Source organism: Pseudomonas sp. GW822-FHT02G04 (genome assembly GCF_058802085.1).
In genome coordinates this window covers 1-19,681 of sequence record NZ_JBXANU010000039.1, presented here as the reverse complement: position 1 = coordinate 19,681, position 19,681 = coordinate 1, and the positions used below count along the sequence as shown (strand labels likewise).

The window sequence follows — 19,681 nt, the reverse complement described above, 5'->3', positions numbered from 1 at the left end:
ATGACTGAACCACTGAACACTGCTGAAAAACGTGCGGTCATCCTGCTGTCCGGTGGCCTCGACTCGGCGACGGTTGTGGCCATGGCCCGTGCCGAAGGCTATAGCTGCTACACCATGAGCTTCGATTACGGTCAGCGCCACCGCGCTGAACTGCATGCCGCCGAGCGTGTTGCCCGCGACCTGGGTGTGGTCGAGCACAAGGTGATCGGCCTGAACCTGAGCGGCATCGGTGGCTCGGCCCTGACCGACAGTTCCATCGACGTACCGGAGGCGCCGAGCGAAGGCATTCCGGTGACTTATGTGCCGGCGCGCAACACGGTGTTTCTGTCCCTGGCGTTGGGCTGGGCCGAAGTGCTGGGTGCGCGTGACATCTTTATCGGTGTAAACGCGGTGGATTATTCCGGTTACCCGGATTGCCGTCCCGAGTTCATCGAAGCCTTCGAGCGCATGGCTAATCTGGCGACCAAGGCCGGTGTAGAAGGGAATGGCTTCCGTATCCAGGCGCCCCTGCAGAACCTGAGCAAGGCGCAGATCGTTCAGGCGGGCGTGAAGCTTGGCGTCGACTACGGGCTGACCGTTTCCTGCTATCAGGCAGACGATAACGGCCGTGCTTGCGGCAAATGCGACAGCTGCCGTCTGCGTGCAGAAGGCTTTGCGGCGGCCGGAATCAGCGACCCGACACCTTATTTTTGATTTATTTCAAATTAGGTGTTGAATAGTCCTTAAAAATCAGTATTATACGCGCCACCACACAGCGGGTCGTTAGCTCAGTTGGTAGAGCAGTTGGCTTTTAACCAATTGGTCGTAGGTTCGAATCCCACACGACCCACCATTTTAAAAAATCTGGAAGGCCCACGTAAGTGAGGATTTCCGGGTTTTTTTTTGCCCGCGATTTGAGGTTGTCCCGCTCCGGGATCGCCCTGCGTGACGCAGGTCAGAATCATCTTTTGCATCCACCGGATATTCTGTAGCCTTGCGCAGCTTCAACGCTGTCCGTGCCTGATGAATACTCACTCTCCCGGCGGTACCCCGAAGGGTCCGGAGCCGGGTGTATACTCGACTTTCGCGCGAAAGCGCCTGCAGGTCTTGCGAACATGACGCAGATTTCCGAACGCCTTCTGGTTCAAGCCCACCTCGACGCCAAGCAGCCCAAGCCGCTGACGGCCGAGGAAGAGGCTTATTACCGCACAGCCATCGCAGCCGAGCTCAAGGCTCAGGACGCGGTGCTGGTTGCCCACTTCTATTGCGATCCAGTCATTCAGGCCCTGGCCGAAGAAACCGGTGGCTGCGTCTCCGACTCTCTGGAGATGGCTCGCTTCGGCAATGCCCATCCGGCCAAGACCGTAGTGGTCGCTGGTGTGAAATTCATGGGCGAAACCGCGAAAATCCTCAACCCTGAAAAACGTGTGCTGATGCCGACTCTGGAAGCGACCTGCTCGCTGGACCTGGGTTGCCCGGTGGACGAGTTCTCGGCGTTCTGCGATCAGCACCCGGAACGCACGGTGGTGGTGTATGCCAACACCTCGGCGGCAGTCAAAGCCCGAGCGGATTGGGTGGTGACTTCCAGCTGCGCGCTGGAAATCGTCGAAAGCCTGATGGATAACGGCGAAACCATTATCTGGGGCCCGGACAAGCACCTGGGCACTTACATCCAGCGCAAGACCGGCGCCGACATGCTGCTGTGGGACGGTGCCTGCATCGTTCACGAAGAGTTCAAGGCCAAGCAGCTCGAAGACATGAAAGCGCTGTACCCGGACGCGGCCATTCTGGTGCATCCGGAGTCGCCGACCGCGGTGATCGAATTGGCCGACGCGGTGGGCTCCACCAGTCAGCTGATCGCTGCCGCACAAAGCCTGCCGAACAAGACCCTGATCGTCGCCACCGACCGCGGCATTTTCTACAAGATGCAGCAGCTATGCCCGGACAAGGTCTTTATCGAAGCGCCAACGGCCGGTAACGGTGCTGCTTGCCGCAGTTGCGCGCATTGCCCGTGGATGGCGATGAACACCCTCGAGCGCACGCTGAAGAGCTTGAAGGAGGGGACCAACGAGATCTTCGTTGACCCGGCGTTGATTCCGCAGGCGATTCGGCCGTTGAAGCGGATGCTGGATTTCACGCAGGCGGCGCGGATGAAGTTGGCTGGTAACGCCTGACACTTACTGTGGCGAGAGCTGTTGTGGCGAGGGAGCTTGCTCCCGTTCGGTTGCGCAGCAGCCGCATTTAGGGGCGCTTCGCACCCCAGCGGGAGCAAGCTCCCTCGCCACAGTTATTTGGTCTTCTTTGGGATGCGCACGAGCTGGGTGTTGGAGTAGATGTCGTGCCAGCTGCGCTTCTGTTTGTCGAACAGCGACCAGAAGAACCCCAGCCCGAGGCATAGCCAGGACGCGATCGACACCACAAAGCGCAGTAGCGCCTGCCACAGGCTGATGGATGAGCCGTCGGCGTTTTGTACGCGGATGCACCACACCTGCATGCCCAGGGTCTGGCCCGACCAGGTCCAGAATTTGGCGAAGAAGCCGAACAGCACGAACAGCAGTACCGTCGACAGCAGTGGATCGCCGTCCAGGGCGCCGGCTTCGGTCAGGGTGCGCATCCGGTCTTCGCCGATGATCGCCATCTGGATCATCTTGTAAATGCCGCTGGTGACGATCAGCAGGGCAGTGCACAGCAGGAAGTCGTAGAACATCGCTGCCAGGCGACGACCCAGGCCGACGGCGGGAAAGTCGCCTTGGGGGTTGAGCAGGTGTTTCGACATGGCTGCCTCTGAACGGAAAAAGAAGCCATTTTACGGATTTACGCGCACAAAAAAGCCCCTGATGTCAGCATCAGGGGCTTTTTCGTAACAGAAGATTAGCCTTCTGCTTGTACTTCGTCAGCCTGCATGCCTTTCTGGCCTTGCACAGCAACGAACGTCACTTTCTGGCCTTCTTTCAGGCTCTTGAAGCCGTTGCCCTGAATAGCGCGGAAATGCACGAACAGATCCGGACCGCTTTCTGGAGTGATAAAACCAAAACCTTTCTCGTCGTTAAACCACTTGACGGTACCGCTCTGACGTTGGGACATTTCTTATTTCCTTTGACGCAAAAATGAATGACAGTCTCTTTCTCGTGAAAGAGTACTGGGGCTGGTTGCAGGAGAGTAAGAAGACGTCGAACGGGATGTAGCTAACTTGTAGGCTACTGCCCAGGTCACGATTTCCAAGCGACCCATGCAAACACAGTGAACAAACTCTACGCCAACTACGGGAGAAAAAACAAGCCCCGCGAAGGCCCGGATTTCCTCAGGTTGATGGCAATTAGAGCGGCCACTAGTACGGGCTTATTCGATCGAGTTGTTCATGGGTTTTCGATTGTTATAAGTAACGTTCATAAACGAAACGTATGCACTGTTTTATGGCGGTTGCGTTACAGATTAGTGCACTGTTAACGCAACCGCGTTACTTATAGAAACAGTCAATCAGCCACGATAGTAGCGTTGTGGAACAAATGGCATTTTGCTTACAAGCAAAGGCACCTTTTTCCCACGCACAATGGCCCAAACTGGTGTTTCCAAAACGGTATAAGCGCTGTCGAGGTAACCCATGGCCAAAGGTCCGCCCAAGGTCGGACCGAAGCCGCCGCTGCACACGCTACCGATGATTTCGCCGGCTTCGTTGACGATCTCTGCACCTTCACGCACCGGCGTACGTTCCTGCGGCAGCAGGCCAACGCGCTTGCGGCTGACACCAGCTTGCTGCTGGGCGAACACGGTTTCGGCGCCAGGGAAGCCGCCGGCACGCGCGCCATCGGCACGTCGAGGCTTGGAGACGGCCCACAGCAGGCTCGCTTCGATCGGCGTGGTTTCGGTGTTCATGTCGTGGCCGTACAGGCACAGGCCGGCTTCCAGGCGCAGGGAATCGCGGGCACCGAGGCCGATGGCCGCGACTTCCGGTTCGGCCAGCAGGGCGCGAGCCAGCGCTTCGGCATTGGCCGCTGGTACGGAGATTTCGTAACCGTCTTCACCGGTGTAGCCCGAACGGCTGACAAAGCAGTCCACGCCCAACAGTTTCACGCGGGTGAACTGCATGAAGGTCATCTTCGCAACTTCCGGCGCCAGGCGTGCGAGCACAGTGACGGCGGCCGGGCCTTGCAACGCCAGCAGCGCGCGCTCTTCGAACAGCGGTTCGATGCTGCACTGGTCGCCGATGTGTTTGCGCAGGTGCGCCAGGTCCTGGTCCTTGCAGGCAGCGTTGACGACCAGGAACAGCTCGTCGTTACCGAGGTTGGCGACCATCAGGTCGTCGAGGATGCCACCGGTCTCGTTGGTGAACATCGCGTAGCGCTGCATGCCCACTGGCAGGTCGAGGATGTCCACCGGTACCAGGGTTTCCAGGGCTTTGGCGGCGTTGGCGCCGGTCAGGCGGATCTGGCCCATGTGCGACACATCGAACAGACCGGCTTGATCACGGGTGTGCTGGTGTTCTTTCATCACGCCCAGCGGGTATTGCACCGGCATGTCATAGCCGGCGAACGGCACCATGCGGGCGCCGAGATCGAGGTGCAGGGCGTGCAACGGGGTTTTCAACAGTTGTTCGGTGGACATATACAGCTCCTGAAAAAGTGTGCAGATGCGCGTGAGCATCAGCACTCGATAATGTTGACCGCCAAACCGCCACGGGCGGTTTCCTTGTATTTGCTTTTCATGTCGGCGCCGGTCTGGCGCATGGTGCGGATGACTTTGTCGAGGGAGACAAAGTGCTGACCGTCGCCACGCAGGGCCATGCGCACCGCATTGATGGCCTTGACCGAACCCATGGCATTGCGCTCGATGCAAGGCACTTGCACCAGTCCGCCAATCGGGTCGCAGGTCAGGCCGAGGTTGTGTTCCATGCCGATTTCAGCCGCGTTTTCCACCTGCTGCACCGTACCGCCGAGCACTTCGCACAAGGCGCCGGCCGCCATGGAACAGGCAACGCCAACCTCGCCCTGACAGCCGACTTCGGCGCCGGAGATCGAGGCGTTTTCCTTGTACAGAATGCCGATCGCCGCCGCGGTCAGCAGAAAGCGCACCACGCCGTCGTCATTCGCTCCGGGAATAAAACGCATGTAGTAATGCAACACGGCCGGGATGATGCCGGCTGCACCATTGGTGGGCGCAGTGACTACGCGTCCGCCGTTGGCGTTTTCTTCGTTGACCGCCAGGGCGTACAGGTTGACCCAGTCCAGCACCGACAGCGGATCGCGCAAAGACGATTCCGGGTTTTTGCACAGTTGTCGATGCAGCGCTGCGGCCCTACGTTTGACCTTCAGTCCACCGGGCAGGATGCCTTCGTTACGGCAACCGGCGGCGACGCAGTCTTGCATCACTTGCCAGATCTTCAGCAGCCCGGCGCGGGTTTCCGCTTCCGGGCGCCAGGCGCTTTCGTTGGTCAGCATCACCTGACTGATCGACAACCCGTAGGTGCTGCAGTGACCAAGCAGGTCCTTGGCGCTTTTGAACGGAAAGGTCAGGGGCGTGGCGTCTTCAACGATGCGGTCGGCGCCGGCAGCATCTTCATCGACCACGAACCCGCCACCGACCGAGTAGTACTCGCGGCTGCGGACTTGCAGGCCCGCGGCGTCGAATGCGCGAAAGATCATGCCGTTGGGGTGATAGGCCAACGGTTTGCGAATCATCGCCAGGTGTTCTTTCTCGTTGAACGCGATGCTGTGTTCACCGAGCAGGTTCAAGCGACCGCTGCTGCGAATATCATGCAGGCGGGCGGTGACGGTTTCGGTGTCCACGGTGTCCGGGTGTTCGCCTTCCAGGCCCAGCAATACGGCCTTGTCGCTGCCGTGGCCTTTGCCGGTGGCGCCGAGCGAGCCGTAGAGCTCGACTTTGACGCAGGTGGTTGCTGCCAGCAGCCCTTCACGGCGCAACCCTTCGGCGAAGCGCGCAGCGGCACGCATCGGGCCGACGGTGTGGGAGCTGGAGGGGCCGATGCCAATCTTGAACAGGTCGAACACGCTTAACGACATGGTTGTTCTCCGGTTTTCTTGTTATAGGCGCTAGATGAAACTGTAGGAGCGAGGCTTGCCCGCGAAGGCGTTGTATCAGCCACCATCAATGCTGAATATGAAATCGCCTTCGCGGGCAAGCCTCGCTCCTACAGAGGATGCGGTGTTGTTGAAGGGGGCGAGTAACTCGCCCCCTATAGATCAAGCGTAGCTTTCGATCGACGGGCAGGCGCAGACCAGGTTGCGATCGCCAAATACGTTGTCGACGCGACCGACCGGTGGCCAGTACTTGCCTTCGATCAGCGACGCTACCGGGTAAACGGCTTGCTCGCGGCTGTACGGGTGAGTCCACTCGCCGACGATTTCCGCAGCGGTGTGCGGGGCGTTTTTCAGCGGGTTGTCATCCTTGTCCAGCGTACCGTTTTCCACTGCGCGGATTTCTTCGCGGATGCGGATCATGGCGTCGCAGAAGCGGTCCAGTTCTTCCTTGGATTCGCTTTCGGTCGGCTCGATCATCAACGTGCCGGCCACCGGGAACGACATGGTCGGGGCGTGGAAGCCGAAGTCGATCAGACGCTTGGCCACGTCATCGACGCTGATGCCACTGCTGTCTTTCAGCGGACGCAGGTCGAGGATGCATTCGTGCGCCACCAGACCGTTGCTGCCGGTGTACAGCACTGGATAGTGCTCTTCGAGGCGACGGGAAATGTAGTTGGCATTCAGGATCGCCAGTTGCGAAGCGCGCTTGAGGCCGGCGCCGCCCATCATTCGAATGTACATCCAAGTGATCGGCAGAATGCTCGCACAGCCGAACGGTGCCGCGCAGACCGCGCCTTCCTTGCGTTCCATCTGGGCGTGGCCCGGCAGGAACGGCGTCAGGTGCGACTTGACGCCAATCGGGCCGACGCCCGGGCCGCCACCGCCGTGTGGGATGCAGAAGGTTTTGTGCAGGTTCAGGTGCGATACGTCGCCGCCGAACTTGCCCGGTGCGCAAAGGCCGACCATGGCGTTCATGTTCGCGCCATCGATGTAAACCTGGCCGCCGTTGTCATGAATGATGCCGCAGATTTCGCGGATGCCTTCTTCGAACACGCCGTGGGTCGACGGGTAGGTGATCATCAGCGCAGCGAGGTGTTCGCGGTGCTCGATAGCCTTGGCGCGCAGGTCTTCGATGTCGACGTTGCCGCGGGCATCGCACGCGGTCACAACTACGCGCATGCCGGCCATGTTGGCGGTGGCCGGGTTGGTGCCGTGGGCGGACGACGGGATCAGGCAGATGTCGCGACGGTCTTCGCCACGGCTCTGGTGGTAGGCACGGATCGCCAACAGGCCAGCGTATTCACCCTGGGAACCGGCGTTCGGTTGCAGGGAGATCGAATCGTAACCGGTGGCGGCGCAGAGCATCGCTTCCAGTTCATCGGTCAGCTGCTGATAGCCGGCGCTTTGCTCGGCCGGGGCGAACGGGTGCAGGGCACCGAATTCAGCCCAGGTCACCGGGATCATTTCGCTGGCGGCGTTGAGTTTCATGGTGCAGGAACCCAGCGGGATCATGGTGCGATCCAGGGCCAGGTCCTTGTCCGCCAGTTTGCGCAGGTAGCGCATCAGCTCGGTTTCGGAGTGATAACGGTTGAACACCGGGTGGCTGAGAATCGGCGATTGGCGAACCAGCGCGGCCGGGATAGTGCTTGCAACGTTCGCAGCCAATACAGCGAAGTCCGGCAGCGCTTTGCCGTCGGCCAGCAGGCTCCACAGGGTTTCGACGTCAGCCTGGCTGCTGGTTTCGTCGAGGGACAGGCCCAGACGCTCAGCATCGACCACGCGCAGGTTGATCTTCTGCGCATGAGCCTTGTCGTGCAGGGCAGCCGTTTGTGCGCCGGTTTTAATCGTCAACGTGTCGAAGAAGCTGGCTTGCTCGACGCTCAGGCCCAATGCGCTCAAGCCTTTGGCGAGGATCGCGGTCAGGTGATGAATGCGATTGGCGATTTGCGTCAGGCCTTTCGGGCCGTGGTACACGGCGTACATGCTGGCGATGTTGGCCAACAGAACCTGGGCGGTGCAGATGTTGCTGGTGGCTTTCTCGCGACGGATGTGTTGCTCGCGGGTCTGCATGGCCAGGCGCAGGGCCGGCTTGCCGAAACGATCCACGGAAACGCCGACCAGACGGCCCGGCATGTCGCGCTTGAATGCATCCTTGGTGGAGAAGTACGCCGCGTGCGGGCCACCGAAGCCCAGCGGCACGCCGAAGCGTTGTGCGCTGCCGATGGCCACGTCGGCGCCGAATTCGCCCGGCGGGGTCAGCACGGTCAGGGCCAGCAGGTCAGCAGCGACCGCGACCAGTGCATTAGCGGCGTGGAAGCGCTCGGTCAGTTCGCGGTAGTCGAACACGTCACCGTTGCTGGCCGGGTATTGCAACAAGGCGCCGAAGAACGGCGACACGTCGGTCAGTTCACGCTCGTCGCCAACGACCACGTCGATGCCCAAAGGCTCGGCACGGGTACGCAAAACGTCGAGGGTTTGCGGGTGGCAATGAACGGAGGCGAAGAAGGCGTGGCTGCCCTTGTTCTTGCTCAGGCGTTTGCAGAACGTCATCGCTTCGGCAGCGGCGGTGGCTTCGTCGAGCAGCGAGGCGTTGGCGATCGGCAGGCCGGTCAGGTCGCTGATCAGGGTCTGGAAGTTCAGCAGCGCTTCAAGACGACCTTGGGAAATTTCTGGCTGGTATGGGGTGTAAGCGGTGTACCAGGCCGGGTTTTCCAGCAGGTTGCGCAGGATCGGCGATGGTGTGTGCGTGCCGTAGTAGCCCTGACCGATGTAAGTTTTGAACAGTTGGTTTTTGCCGGCGATGGATTTGATCAACGCCAGGGCATCGGCTTCGCTCAGGCCGTCTTCGAGGCCGAGGACGCTGGTGCCTTTGATGCTGTCGGGAATGACGCTGGCGCTCAGGGCTTCCAGGGAGTCGAAACCGAGGCTGTTGAGCATGGCTTGCTCGTCGCCTGCACGCGGGCCGATGTGGCGGGTGATGAATTCGTTGGCGGTCGTCAGATTGACTTGAGTCATGTCGGCGCTCCTTAGGCTTGGGCAATCAGACAGTCGTAAGCGTCTTGATCCAGCAGTTGGCCGACAGCCGAGGCGTCGGTTGGCTTGAAGCGGAAGAACCAGCCTTCGCCCAGCGGATCTTCGTTGACCAGTTCGGGGCTGCTGTCCAGCGCCGGGTTCACTTCCAGCACTTCACCGTCCAGTGGCATATACACGCCGCTGGCGGCTTTTACCGATTCCACGGTGGCGGCTTCTGCGCCTTTGTCGTAGCTCTGCAGCTCAGGCAGTTGTACGAAAACCACGTCGCCCAGTGCGTTCTGCGCGAAAGCGGTGATGCCGACCGTGACGCTGCCGTCAGCTTCGGTGCGCAGCCATTCGTGATCTTCAGTAAAACGCAACTCGCTCATGGAAACTCCTAAGGGGGCCAGACTCGTCTGGTGGACGCGATGGAATGCAGGGGCAAAAACCCTGCTTTATAGGAGGTTACTAAGCAAAAAGGCGGCCAATGTTGTTTTTATGTTTAAAAACAATAACTTAGATGTTTGCGTAAACCGTTGTGTTTCTGCGCCTGTAGCGAAATCGCTACAGCACGAGCCGAAGAAAAAAGCCTAGGTGGATCAAAGCCTTGCAAAGCGGCGATCAGGAGGGTGTGTATCGATATCGTTCCACTGTAGCGCTTTCAGTACAGATGGAGGTCGCTTTTTGGCATGGTTTTGAAGGCGACATGATCGTTCCCACGCGCAGCAAAGGAATACCTCAATGGACGCTCTGCGTCCGCTCTTGGAACGCGGAGCGTCCCGGGCTGCATTCCCACGCAGAGCGTGGGAACGATCAAAGCATTGCGCTTCTACAGGGGCTTATTGGGAATCCCGTACTTGCGCAACCGATGGGCGATCGCGGTGTGGGAGGTTTGCAGGCGGCTGGCCAGTTGGCGGGTCGAAGGGTAGCTGACGTAGAGCTTTTCCAGCAGATCTTTCTCGAACTCTTCCATGGCCTGTTCGAGGCTGTCGACCTCGGTATCGCTCTGGCGTGCCACGGAGGTACCGGCGATGTCGAGGTCGCCGATGTCCACCAGGCTGCTTTCGCAAATCGCCGCGGCGCGGAAGATCACGTTCTGCAATTGCCGCACGTTACCTGGCCAACGGTTACCCAGCAGCGCCGGGTAGGTGCCGGGGGCCAGGCGACAGACCGGGCGCTGGATCTGCGCGCAGGCCTGCTGCATGAAGTAACGCGCCAGCAGCAGAATGTCCTGGCCGCGCTCGCGCAGGGGCGGGACTGCGACGTTGAGGACGTTGAGGCGATAGAACAGGTCTTCGCGGAAAGTGCCTTCGCTGACCATTTTTTCCAGGTCGCGGTGGGTCGCGCTGAGGATCCGCACGTTGACCTTCACTTCGCGATCGCCACCGACCCGGCGGAAGCTGCCGTCGTTGAGAAAACGCAGCAGTTTTGCCTGCAAATACGGCGACATCTCACCGATCTCGTCGAGAAATACCGTGCCCTGGTTGGCCAGTTCCATCAGCCCCGGCTTGCCGCCCCGTTGCGCGCCGGTGAAGGCGCCGGGGGCGTAGCCGAACAGTTCGCTTTCGGCGAGGTTTTCCGGCAGCGCCGCGCAGTTCAAGGCCAGGAACGGCGAGCTGTGGCGGGCGCTGATGGCGTGACAGGCGCGGGCCACCAGTTCTTTGCCGGTGCCGGTTTCACCCTGGATCAGCAGCGGTGCATCGAGGGCTGCGACTCGCTGGGCGCGGGCCTTGAGTGTACGAATCGCCGGCGATTCGCCGAGCAGGGCATCGAAACCTTCAGCGTGGTCGTGGTGCAGCGCCGAGAGGCGTTCACCGATGCGGTTCGGTTGATACAGGGTCAGCAGGGCGCCGGCGTCGGTGATCGGCGTGGCGTCCAGCAGCAGGGTTTGACCGTTGACGGTGATCTCGCGCAGCGGCAGGCGGAAGCCGTTTTCCAGCAGTGTGTCGAGCAGCGCCGGGTCGGCAAACAGTTCGCTGATGCTTTCACCCGCCGGTTCGCGGCCGTACAGGGCAATCAGTGCCGGGTTGGCCAGCAGCACGTTACCGGCACTGTCCAGGGCCAGCACCGGGTCGGTCATGGCGGCGAGCAACGCATCGAGCTGCAAGTGACGGCGCTGGCCGGGAAGGATGTCGACCACCGTCACCGCTTGCACGCCGCGCACGCTGAACAGCGCATCGCGCAGCTCTTCCAGCACGGTCGGGCTCAAGGTCGGGGCGTCGATGTAGACGTTGGGTGGCACCATTTCCACCGCATCCAGATTGAGATTGCGCCCACCGAGCAAGGCCAGGACTTCCTGGGTGATACCGACGCGGTCGATGAAACTGACGTGGATGCGCATGGGGCGGTTTGGTTCTGGAGTGCGGAGGGTGGCAAGTATGCCTTGGGGCGGGGCTCAGGTGAAATGCGCGTTCTAATCGTAGGAGCGAGGCTTGCCCGCGAAGGGGCCATCAAGACCGCTAAAAGCTTCGCGGGCAAGTCGGATCGCCGCACCGCTCGCTCCTACAAGATCGTGTGCGGGTTATTCCAGGTGTTCGGGTTTTACCGGATCGCCGGACTTCATGTTGAGCTGTGCCCGCACGTCTTCGAACATTGCATCGTAGTACTGGTGAATTGACCCGATGCTGCTCAGCGTCTTGGGGATGCCGTACTTCTCGGCGATTCTGGTGACGTTACTGGCGAAGTTATAGGCCTGATCCTTTGCCAGGAAAAATTTCTCCTCCATTTCCTTGCCCTGGATGCTGCCGTGCATCGTGAACTGCATCCCTTTGCCCTCCTTGGGATCCTGGGTGACTTCATAGTCGATACTCACGTTGTAGCTGACATCGTCCTTGTTCAGTGCGTGACGCTCGATGTGCAGGTGACCGGGCTCAAACTTGGCCATTGGCGTCTCTCCTTCAAAAGGCCTTGAATCAGGGCAGACCCCACGCCTGCCCCCTGCGTTTCTTTCTATTCGTTTCTTTCTATTGATAGCTGATGCCAGGCGTCGCTGTGCTGATACGGGTGCCGGCCTTGCCCTGGACGATCGCTTCGATGTCCGAGAGTGAACCGATTACCGCGACTTTCCCAGTATGGCGGGCGAACTCGCAGGCCGCCTGGACCTTTGGTCCCATTGAGCCGGCGGCGAAGCCGAGTTTGTCCATTTCATCGGGGTGGGCCTGGGCAATGGCTTTCTGCGTGGGTTGGCCGAAATCGATGAACGCCGCGCTGACGTCGGTGGCGATCACTAACAGATCGCTTTCAAGCTGTTCGGCCAGCAGCGCCGAGCACAGGTCTTTGTCGATCACCGCTTCCACGCCTTGCAGTTTGCCGCTGGCGCCGTACATCGTCGGGATGCCCCCACCGCCGGCGCAAATCACGATGCTGCCTTTTTCCAGCAGCCATTTGATCGGGCGGATTTCGAAGATGCGTTTGGGTTTCGGGCTGGCGACCACGCGCCGGAATTTGTCGCCGTCCGGGGCGATGGCCCAGCCTTTCTCGGCGGCGAGTTTCTCTGCCTCGGCCTTGGAGTAGACCGGGCCGATGGGTTTGCTGGGAGCCTGGAAGGCCGGGTCGTTGGCGTCGACTTCGACCTGGGTCAGCAGGGTGGCGAACGGGACTTCGAAGTCCAGCAGGTTGCCCAGTTCCTGTTCGATGATGTAGCCGATCATGCCTTCGGTTTCGGCACCGAGCACGTCCAGCGGGTAAGGAGAAACCTGGGTGTAGGCCGCCGCTTGCAGCGACAACAGGCCGACCTGCGGACCATTGCCGTGGGCGATCACCAGTTGGTTGCCGGGGTAGACCTTGGCGATCTGTTCGGTGGCGATCCGGATGTTGGCGCGCTGGTTGTCCGCAGTCAGGGGTTCACCCCGGCGGAGCAGGGCATTACCGCCCAGAGCAACGACGATACGCATAATGCAGATCCTTTCAGAGAGGGAGCGAACAACACGATGATCGTTCCCACGGTCCCCGTGGGAATGCCGCCCGGGACGCTCCGCGTCCCATGTGACGCGGAGCGTCAGTGGATGCATTCCCACGCAGAGCGTGGGAACGATCACCGCAACCAGTGTTCAGCCTCAGATATCCGCCAGCGCTGATACCAGGATCGCCTTGATGGTGTGCATGCGGTTTTCCGCTTGCTCGAAGGCGATGTTGGCCGGCGATTCGAAGACTTCTTCAGTCACTTCAACCCCGTTGGCCAGGTGCGGATAGCGCGCAGCGATGTCCTTGCCGACCTTGGTTTCGCTGTTGTGGAACGCCGGCAGACAGTGCATGAATTTCACGCGTGGGTTGCCCGAGGCTTTCATCATGTTGGCGTTGACCTGGTACGGCAGCAGTTGCTCGATGCGTTCGTCCCATGCTTCCACCGGCTCACCCATCGACACCCAGATGTCGGTGTGGATGAAGTCCACGCCCTTGACCGCTGCCTTCGGGTCTTCGGTGATGGTGATGCGCGCGCCGCTCTCTTCGGCGAAGGCTTTGCACTGATCGATGAAGTCCTGATGTGGCCACAATGCTTTCGGTGCGGCGATGCGCACGTCCATGCCGAGTTTGGCGCCGATCATCAGCAACGAATTACCCATGTTGTAGCGCGCATCGCCGAGGTAGGCGTAGCTGATGTCGTGCAGCGGTTTGTCGCTGTGTTCGCGCATGGTCAGGGTGTCGGCGATCATTTGCGTCGGGTGGAATTCAGCGGTCAGACCGTTGAACACCGGTACGCCAGCGAACTTGGCCAGCTCTTCGACGATTTCCTGCTCGAAGCCGCGGTATTCGATGGCGTCGAACATCCGCCCCAGCACGCGGGCGGTGTCTTTCATGCTTTCCTTGTGGCCGATCTGCGACGACACCGGGTCGATGTAAGTGACGTGGGCGCCCTGGTCATGGGCAGCGACTTCGAAGGCGCACCGGGTGCGGGTCGAGGTTTTTTCGAAGATCAGCGCGATGTTCTTGCCTTGCAGGTGCGGACGCTCGGTGCCGGTGTATTTGGCGCGTTTGAGGTCGCGGGACAGGTCCAGCAGGTAGTGCAGCTCGCGAGTGGTGTGGTGCATCAGCGAGAGCAGGCTGCGGTTGCGCATGTTGAAAGCCATGATTGGATCTCCTTGGGTTTCGGTTATCCCCTCGGCCGTGCTGGATAAGCATCGGCCAAGGCTCGAAAGTTAATAATCGATAGGGTCGCGAATGATCGGGCAGGTCATGCAATGGCCGCCGCCGCGTCCTCGGCCCAGTTCACTGGCGCTGATGGTGATGACCTCGATGCCGGCCTTGCGCAGCAGAGTGTTGGTGTAGGTATTGCGGTCGTAGCCGATGACCACGCCTGGTTCCAAGGCCACCACGTTGTTGCCGTCGTCCCATTGCTCGCGTTCGGCGGCGAAGCTGTTGCCGCCGGTTTCGACGACGCGCAGCGCCTTGAGGTTGAGGGCCTTGGCCACGGTGTCGAGGAAGCTGGTTTCTTCACGGCGCACGTCGATGCCGCCCGGTTTGCTTTCGTCAGGGCGCAGGCTGAAGGCGACGATCTGGTTCACCACTTCCGGGAAAATCGTCACCAGGTCGCGGTCGCAGAAGCTGAACACGGTGTCCAGGTGCATCGCCGCGCGGGATTTCGGCAGGCCGGCGACGATGACTCGTTCCACCGCTTTGTTCTTGAACAGGTTGACCGCCAATTGGCCGATGGCCTGGCGGGACGAGCGCTCGCCCATGCCGATCAACACCACACCGTTGCCGATCGGCATCACGTCGCCGCCCTCAAGGGTGGCGCTGCCGTGGTCCTGGTCCGGGTCGCCGTACCAGATCTGGAAGTCGGCGTTGGTGAACTGCGGGTGGAATGTGTAGATGGCGGTGGCCAGCAGGGTTTCCTGACGGCGCGCCGGCCAGTACATCGGGTTCAGGGTCACGCCGCCGTAGATCCAACAGGTGGTGTCGCGGGTGAACTGGGTGTTGGGCAGCGGCGGCAGAATGAAGCTGGAATGACCGAGGAAGTCGCGGAACATCTGGATGGTCTTGCCACCGAAACTGTCCGGCAGGTCATCGGCGGAAACCCCGCCGATGAGGAATTCGGCGATCTTGCGCGGCTCCAGGCTACGCAGCCAGGAACCCACCTCATGGATCAGGCCGAGGCCGACCGAGTTGGCGGTGATCTTGCGTTCCAGTATCCAGTCCAGTGCTTCGGGCATCGCGACGATGTCGGTCAACAGGTTGTGCATTTCCAGCACGTCGATGTTGCGTTCACGCATTTTGGTGACGAAGTCGAAGTGGTCACGCTTGGCTTGGGCGACCCACAATACGTCGTCGAACAGCAGTTCATCGCAGTTGTTCGGGGTCAGCCGCTGGTGGGCCAGGCCGGGGGAGCAAACCATGACTTTGCGCAGTTTGCCGGCTTCGGAATGGACGCCGTACTTAACTTTTTCCGTGGTCATTACGTGTTCCTCCAGATGAAAACAATCGGGTGCTGCTTTTCACAACAGTGCTAAAGGGTCAGAAAGCCGGCATACAGCCCATAGGCCGCCACCAGGGCGCCCGCGACGACAGCGGCGAAAATCAGCTTCTCGACGTTGGTGAAAACCGGTTTGTCGACTTCAAGCTTGGCTTTGGCGAACAGGATCGCGCCGGGGGCATACAGCAGGGCGGAGAGCAGCAGGTATTTGACGCCGCCGGCGTACAGCAGCCAGATCGCGTAGATCAGTGCGATGCCACCGATGACCAGGTCTTTGCTGCGCTCGGCCGCAGCGTTTTCATAGCTCTCGCCGCGCACTGCCAACAGCACGGCATAGGCTGCCGACCACAGGTATGGCACCAGAATCATTGAGGTGGCGAGGTAGATCAGCGACAGGTAAGTGCTGGCCGAAAACAGCGTGATGATCAGGAACAGCTGCACCATCGCATTGGTCAGCCACAGCGCATTGACCGGTACATGGTTGGCGTTTTCGCGGCGCAAGAAGGCCGGCATGGTGTGGTCCTTGGCGGCGGCGAACATGATCTCCGCGCACAGCAACACCCACGACAGCAACGCACCGAGCAAGGAAATGATCAGGCCGACACTGATCAGCACCGCGCCCCAATGACCGACCACGTGTTCCAGCACCGCGGCCATGGACGGGTTCTGCAGTTTCGCCAGTGCAGGTTGGGTCATGATGCCCAGCGACAGCACATTCACCAGCACCAGGAACAGCAGCACGGTGATGAAACCGATAACCGTGGCCTTACCGACGTCGCTGCGTTTTTCCGCTCGGGCCGAGAAAATGCTCGCGCCTTCGATGCCGATGAACACCCACACGGTGACCAGCATCATCTTGCGCACCTGGTTCATCACGCTGCCCAGGTCCGGGTTTTTCACGCCCCAGATGTCAGCGGTGAAGATCTCCAGTTTGAAGGCGAACACGGCGATCAATACGAACAGCAGCAGCGGCACGACCTTGGCCACGGTGGTCACCAGGTTGATGAACGCCGCTTCCTTGATCCCTCGTAAAACCAGAAAGTGCACCGCCCAGAGCAGCACCGAGGCGCCGATTACCGCAGCAGGAGTATTCCCCTCTCCAAATAGCGGGAAGAAGTAACCGAGGGTGCTGAACAACAGAACGAAGTAACCCACATTGCCCAGCCAGGCGCTGATCCAGTATCCCCAGGCGGACGAGAAACCCATGTAGTCGCCGAACCCGGCCTTGGCGTAGGCATAAACACCGCCATCCAGATCAGGCTTGCGATTGGCCAGGGTTTGAAAGACGAAAGCGAGGGTCAACATGCCCACCGCGGTAATCGCCCAACCAATAAGAACAGCACCAACGTCAGCACTGGCAGCCATGTTCTGGGGCAAAGAGAATATTCCGCCACCAATCATTGAACCGACCACTAAAGCAACGAGCGCACCGAGTTTCAGTTTTCCGGGGGATTCAGACATGGCATGACTCCAGTGCAGGAGAAGAGAGACAACAGAGTAATTCTGTTGGCTGTTCAATCAGCTGACATAGATCAGTGCATGGGCACATTCCATTGTTAATGAAAGACTTATGTATCTTTCCCGGGCATAGCGGTATTGCTGGAAAAGCCCTGTTCAGAGGGCTTTGCCAGATCAGGCAGGCATCATCGGTATTGCTTGGGTTTTGAAATTAGTTTGTTTCTGCGGTTTCGCAAATTTTTTGATAACTGTTTGCATTACAGATTTGATTTATCAGGTGCGAGTTACAAAACTCTTTACTGGCCGAACCTATAGATTATTCGGCTATAAATAAAAGGCGTTGGTCGGGATTAATGGATAAACGTTATTTGGTTTTATCTATTTAGTTAAAACAACTTTGTGACGATGTTTGTGGTGGCTGTTCGGGCCTCTTCGCGGGCAAGCCTCGCTCCTACAGATGTACAGCGGTGATCCTGTAGAAGCGAGGCTTGCCCGCGAAAGCTATCCGATGGTCACCACCACTGCGCGCGATGGGCACCCAATTCCCCGGCCGGCAGCGCCCACTGCAGCGGCGTCCCGGTGATCTTCAGTGGCACCTGCAACCGATGGGCCGGCCCCCACGGTGTTTGTTCAATCAACATCCCTTGATCGTGGTCATCCTCTGCCCGCAACGGCTCATCCGTTCCGGCACCATGTTCGATCAACAACTTCGCCGTCCGTGCCAGCGACAACCGCGCAGAGCCACCGTGCCCCAATAGCTTGATCGCGCTGGCCGCCATCAAATACCCGGTGGCGTGATCAAGGGCCTGGACCGGCAGCGGTGTCGGTTTATCCGCCTTCTTCCAGTGCATGCCCGCGTCGGCAATCCCGCTGCTCATCTGCACCAGGCTGTCGAAGCCGCGACGGTTTTGCCAGGGGCCGCTCCAGCCGTACGCGTTGAGGCAAACATCGATCAGGCCGGGGGCCAGTGCCTGGCGTTGGGCGATGCCGTAACCCAGGCGTTCCAAGGCATCGGCGCGGTAGCCGTGGAGCAGAATGTCGGCGTCCTTGAGCAGGCTTTCGAACACCGCACGATCAGTTTTGTCGTGCAGATCCAGGCGCGCACAGCGTTTGCCCAGGGTGACTTCCGGCACCACGCCCGGTTCGTTCCACGTCGGTGGGTCGATGCGCAGCACGTCGGCGCCGAGCCCCGCGAGGAAGCGGCTGGCGATCGGGCCGGCGAGTACTCGCGTGAGGTCCAGCACCTTGATCCCGGCCAACGGTTGCGCCACCGAGCCTTGCCACGGTTTCACGTTTCGGCTGCCATCGGCGCTGAATTGAATCAACGGTTCGGCGTTCACGGCCTGACCTTGCGGATGAGCCAGCCATTGCTCCCAGCTGCGCATCTCGGCGGCACAACCTCCGGCCTCGACCACCGCTTGTTCCAGATCGCTTTTCGCCCACTGAGCCACTTTGCTCGCCATCGCTGCACGGTCGGCACAGGCGCCGAGTACCGTTTCGGCAGCAGCGCGGTGATGCGGTGCATTGGTGTGCAGGCGGATCCAGCCGTCCTTGGTCGCGTAGTCGCCAGCGACCGGGTCCCACAGCGGCGGGACGCTCCAGCCCACGGGGCGGATCGAGGTGGCGAACCAGAACGACGCCAGGCGGCGGTCGACTTCAAGGCTGGGTAAGCGACCGGTTTGTTGATGCAGCAGTTCGCTGGCGGCCTGGCCGGCGGCGGCAATGCTGGCGCAAGCCAGATCGGTCACGGCAAACGCCGAGGGCAGGGCGCCGCTCGAGGTGAACGGGATTGGGGTGTGAGGCAAGCCGAGTGCGGCTTGAATGGACGAGAGTAAATCAGTCATCGAAGGCCCTCCGGAACGAGAGCCCGAGCATAGTTCAAAAAAACGGCGCGGCCAGATGAAATCCTGTGGGGGTATTCATCGATTTTCGAGAGCCCATACACACGATCCAGAATGAGTGTTTAACGACACCCTGTGTTACGTCCTAAAGGCCACGAAACCTTGCGCCGTTGCCTACGCCTGCGCCAGAATCCGCCGGCTTGTGCGCCTTGGGCCGGGTCGGTAACTTGATTCGTGTCACTGATTCCCAGTGATCGGGTTTAGCAGCCCGTGGTTAACCTAAGGTCGTACGCGCACTATCAGTCAGGCTCCATGCCTGCATTTGATGGCGGCTGTACGCAGGGCGCTTCGGCGCGCCGGCTTCCTTAGGTTCCCCGGTCTGCTAACCTGCGTTCAGCTGTCACCCCTTCTTTTAGCAGAGAAGAGGTTCCAGCATTATTTTGGAACCTGAAAATGATAAAACCTACGCCTAACCCGCCGGTCATCGACCCGGTCTCCCCCTACGAATCCCCCGATTCCAGAAAACTCAACGAAGCCGCCGAGCGCGCCCTCGACCATTACCTCAACCCGGCGGCCACGGTCATGGCCACACCCTACCAACCCAACAACCTGTACATGGCCAACCCGGCGGCCGCCACCGAACCGATGCTGGTCAACGCCAGCGAAACCCTGGGCTCGGCCACCGTCATGCTCAACGACTTCGCGGCCTTGCTCGAAGGCACCCACCGCAAAACCCTGTTGGGCATCGCGCAGGTGGTGATGCTGGCGGAACTGGCGGTCAATCAGGTGTTGGATAAGGTAGTGCCGACTGAGTAATCCCCTGAGGATCACTCAAGCGGGAGCAAGCTCCCTCGCCACAGGTCTCTCTGACCTGTAGGAGCGGGGGGGGGGGGGGGGGGGGGGGGGGGGGGGGGGGGGGGGGGGGGGGGGGGGGGGGGGGGGGGGGG

The 19,681-nt window shown here is 60.3% G+C and carries 16 protein-coding genes and 1 tRNA gene; 4 read left to right on the top strand and 13 right to left on the bottom strand.

Going from position 1 to position 19,681, the window contains the following annotated elements; all coding sequences use genetic code 11:
• The 3 genes from queC (at window position 1) to nadA (ending at window position 2,153) form a co-directional block, all read left to right on the top strand.
• Entirely contained in the window at window positions 1-693 is a 693-nt protein-coding gene (gene queC / locus AC1RO5_RS29265; RefSeq protein WP_493179168.1) for a 7-cyano-7-deazaguanine synthase QueC, read from the top strand.
• A gap of 63 nt (window positions 694-756) precedes the next feature.
• Window positions 757-832, top strand: a tRNA-Lys gene (locus AC1RO5_RS29260).
• 262 nt (window positions 833-1,094) lie between these two features.
• Window positions 1,095-2,153 carry a quinolinate synthase NadA gene (nadA, locus tag AC1RO5_RS29255; protein ID WP_413695053.1) on the top strand — a complete coding sequence of 353 codons (1,059 nt, stop codon included), beginning with the start codon at window positions 1,095-1,097 and terminating at the stop codon, window positions 2,151-2,153.
• Window positions 2,154-2,266: 113 nt separating this feature from the next.
• Here the strand turns inward: nadA and AC1RO5_RS29250 are convergent, their stop codons facing one another.
• The 13 genes from AC1RO5_RS29250 to AC1RO5_RS29190 form a co-directional block, all read right to left on the bottom strand.
• Window positions 2,267-2,755, bottom strand: coding sequence for an RDD family protein (locus AC1RO5_RS29250; protein ID WP_086944499.1), 489 nt, complete (start codon window positions 2,753-2,755; stop codon window positions 2,267-2,269).
• Window positions 2,756-2,850: 95 nt separating this feature from the next.
• Window positions 2,851-3,063 (bottom strand): cold-shock protein, encoded by a 213-nt coding sequence (locus AC1RO5_RS29245; protein WP_007934683.1) that lies wholly within the window; start codon window positions 3,061-3,063, stop codon window positions 2,851-2,853.
• Window positions 3,064-3,456: 393 nt separating this feature from the next.
• A complete protein-coding gene (gene gcvT, locus AC1RO5_RS29240) occupies window positions 3,457-4,581 on the bottom strand; it encodes a glycine cleavage system aminomethyltransferase GcvT (RefSeq protein WP_493179166.1) in 1,125 nt (374 codons plus the stop codon).
• A 38-nt stretch (window positions 4,582-4,619) separates the two neighbouring features.
• Window positions 4,620-5,996: an L-serine ammonia-lyase gene (locus AC1RO5_RS29235; protein ID WP_493179164.1), complete on the bottom strand. Its 1,377-nt coding sequence runs from the start codon at window positions 5,994-5,996 to the stop codon at window positions 4,620-4,622.
• Window positions 5,997-6,176: 180 nt separating this feature from the next.
• Window positions 6,177-9,029 carry an aminomethyl-transferring glycine dehydrogenase gene (gene gcvP / locus AC1RO5_RS29230; RefSeq protein ID WP_493179163.1) on the bottom strand — a complete coding sequence of 951 codons (2,853 nt, stop codon included), beginning with the start codon at window positions 9,027-9,029 and terminating at the stop codon, window positions 6,177-6,179.
• A gap of 11 nt (window positions 9,030-9,040) precedes the next feature.
• Window positions 9,041-9,415, bottom strand: a complete 375-nt coding sequence (gene gcvH / locus AC1RO5_RS29225; protein ID WP_493179162.1) for a glycine cleavage system protein GcvH — start codon at window positions 9,413-9,415, stop codon at window positions 9,041-9,043.
• 440 nt (window positions 9,416-9,855) lie between these two features.
• Window positions 9,856-11,367, bottom strand: coding sequence for a transcriptional regulator GcsR (gene gcsR / locus AC1RO5_RS29220; RefSeq protein ID WP_493179160.1), 1,512 nt, complete (start codon window positions 11,365-11,367; stop codon window positions 9,856-9,858).
• Between the two features lie 180 nt (window positions 11,368-11,547).
• Window positions 11,548-11,910, bottom strand: coding sequence for a DUF5064 family protein (locus tag AC1RO5_RS29215; RefSeq protein WP_493179158.1), 363 nt, complete (start codon window positions 11,908-11,910; stop codon window positions 11,548-11,550).
• Between the two features lie 79 nt (window positions 11,911-11,989).
• Window positions 11,990-12,919, bottom strand: a complete 930-nt coding sequence (gene arcC / locus AC1RO5_RS29210) for a carbamate kinase (protein ID WP_493179156.1) — start codon at window positions 12,917-12,919, stop codon at window positions 11,990-11,992.
• A 162-nt stretch (window positions 12,920-13,081) separates the two neighbouring features.
• Window positions 13,082-14,092 carry an ornithine carbamoyltransferase gene (locus AC1RO5_RS29205; protein WP_007934694.1) on the bottom strand — a complete coding sequence of 337 codons (1,011 nt, stop codon included), beginning with the start codon at window positions 14,090-14,092 and terminating at the stop codon, window positions 13,082-13,084.
• Window positions 14,093-14,161: 69 nt separating this feature from the next.
• Window positions 14,162-15,418, bottom strand: coding sequence for an arginine deiminase (arcA, locus tag AC1RO5_RS29200; protein WP_493179154.1), 1,257 nt, complete (start codon window positions 15,416-15,418; stop codon window positions 14,162-14,164).
• A 50-nt stretch (window positions 15,419-15,468) separates the two neighbouring features.
• Complete coding sequence (gene arcD, locus AC1RO5_RS29195) at window positions 15,469-16,896, bottom strand: arginine-ornithine antiporter (protein WP_493179153.1); 1,428 nt, start codon at window positions 16,894-16,896, stop codon at window positions 15,469-15,471.
• Between the two features lie 509 nt (window positions 16,897-17,405).
• Window positions 17,406-18,737, bottom strand: coding sequence for a CoA transferase (locus AC1RO5_RS29190; protein ID WP_493179151.1), 1,332 nt, complete (start codon window positions 18,735-18,737; stop codon window positions 17,406-17,408).
• 450 nt (window positions 18,738-19,187) lie between these two features.
• Between AC1RO5_RS29190 and AC1RO5_RS29185 the strand changes: the two genes are divergently transcribed.
• Complete coding sequence (locus tag AC1RO5_RS29185) at window positions 19,188-19,550, top strand: DUF6124 family protein (RefSeq protein WP_493179149.1); 363 nt, start codon at window positions 19,188-19,190, stop codon at window positions 19,548-19,550.
• Window positions 19,551-19,681 lie beyond the last annotated feature (131 nt).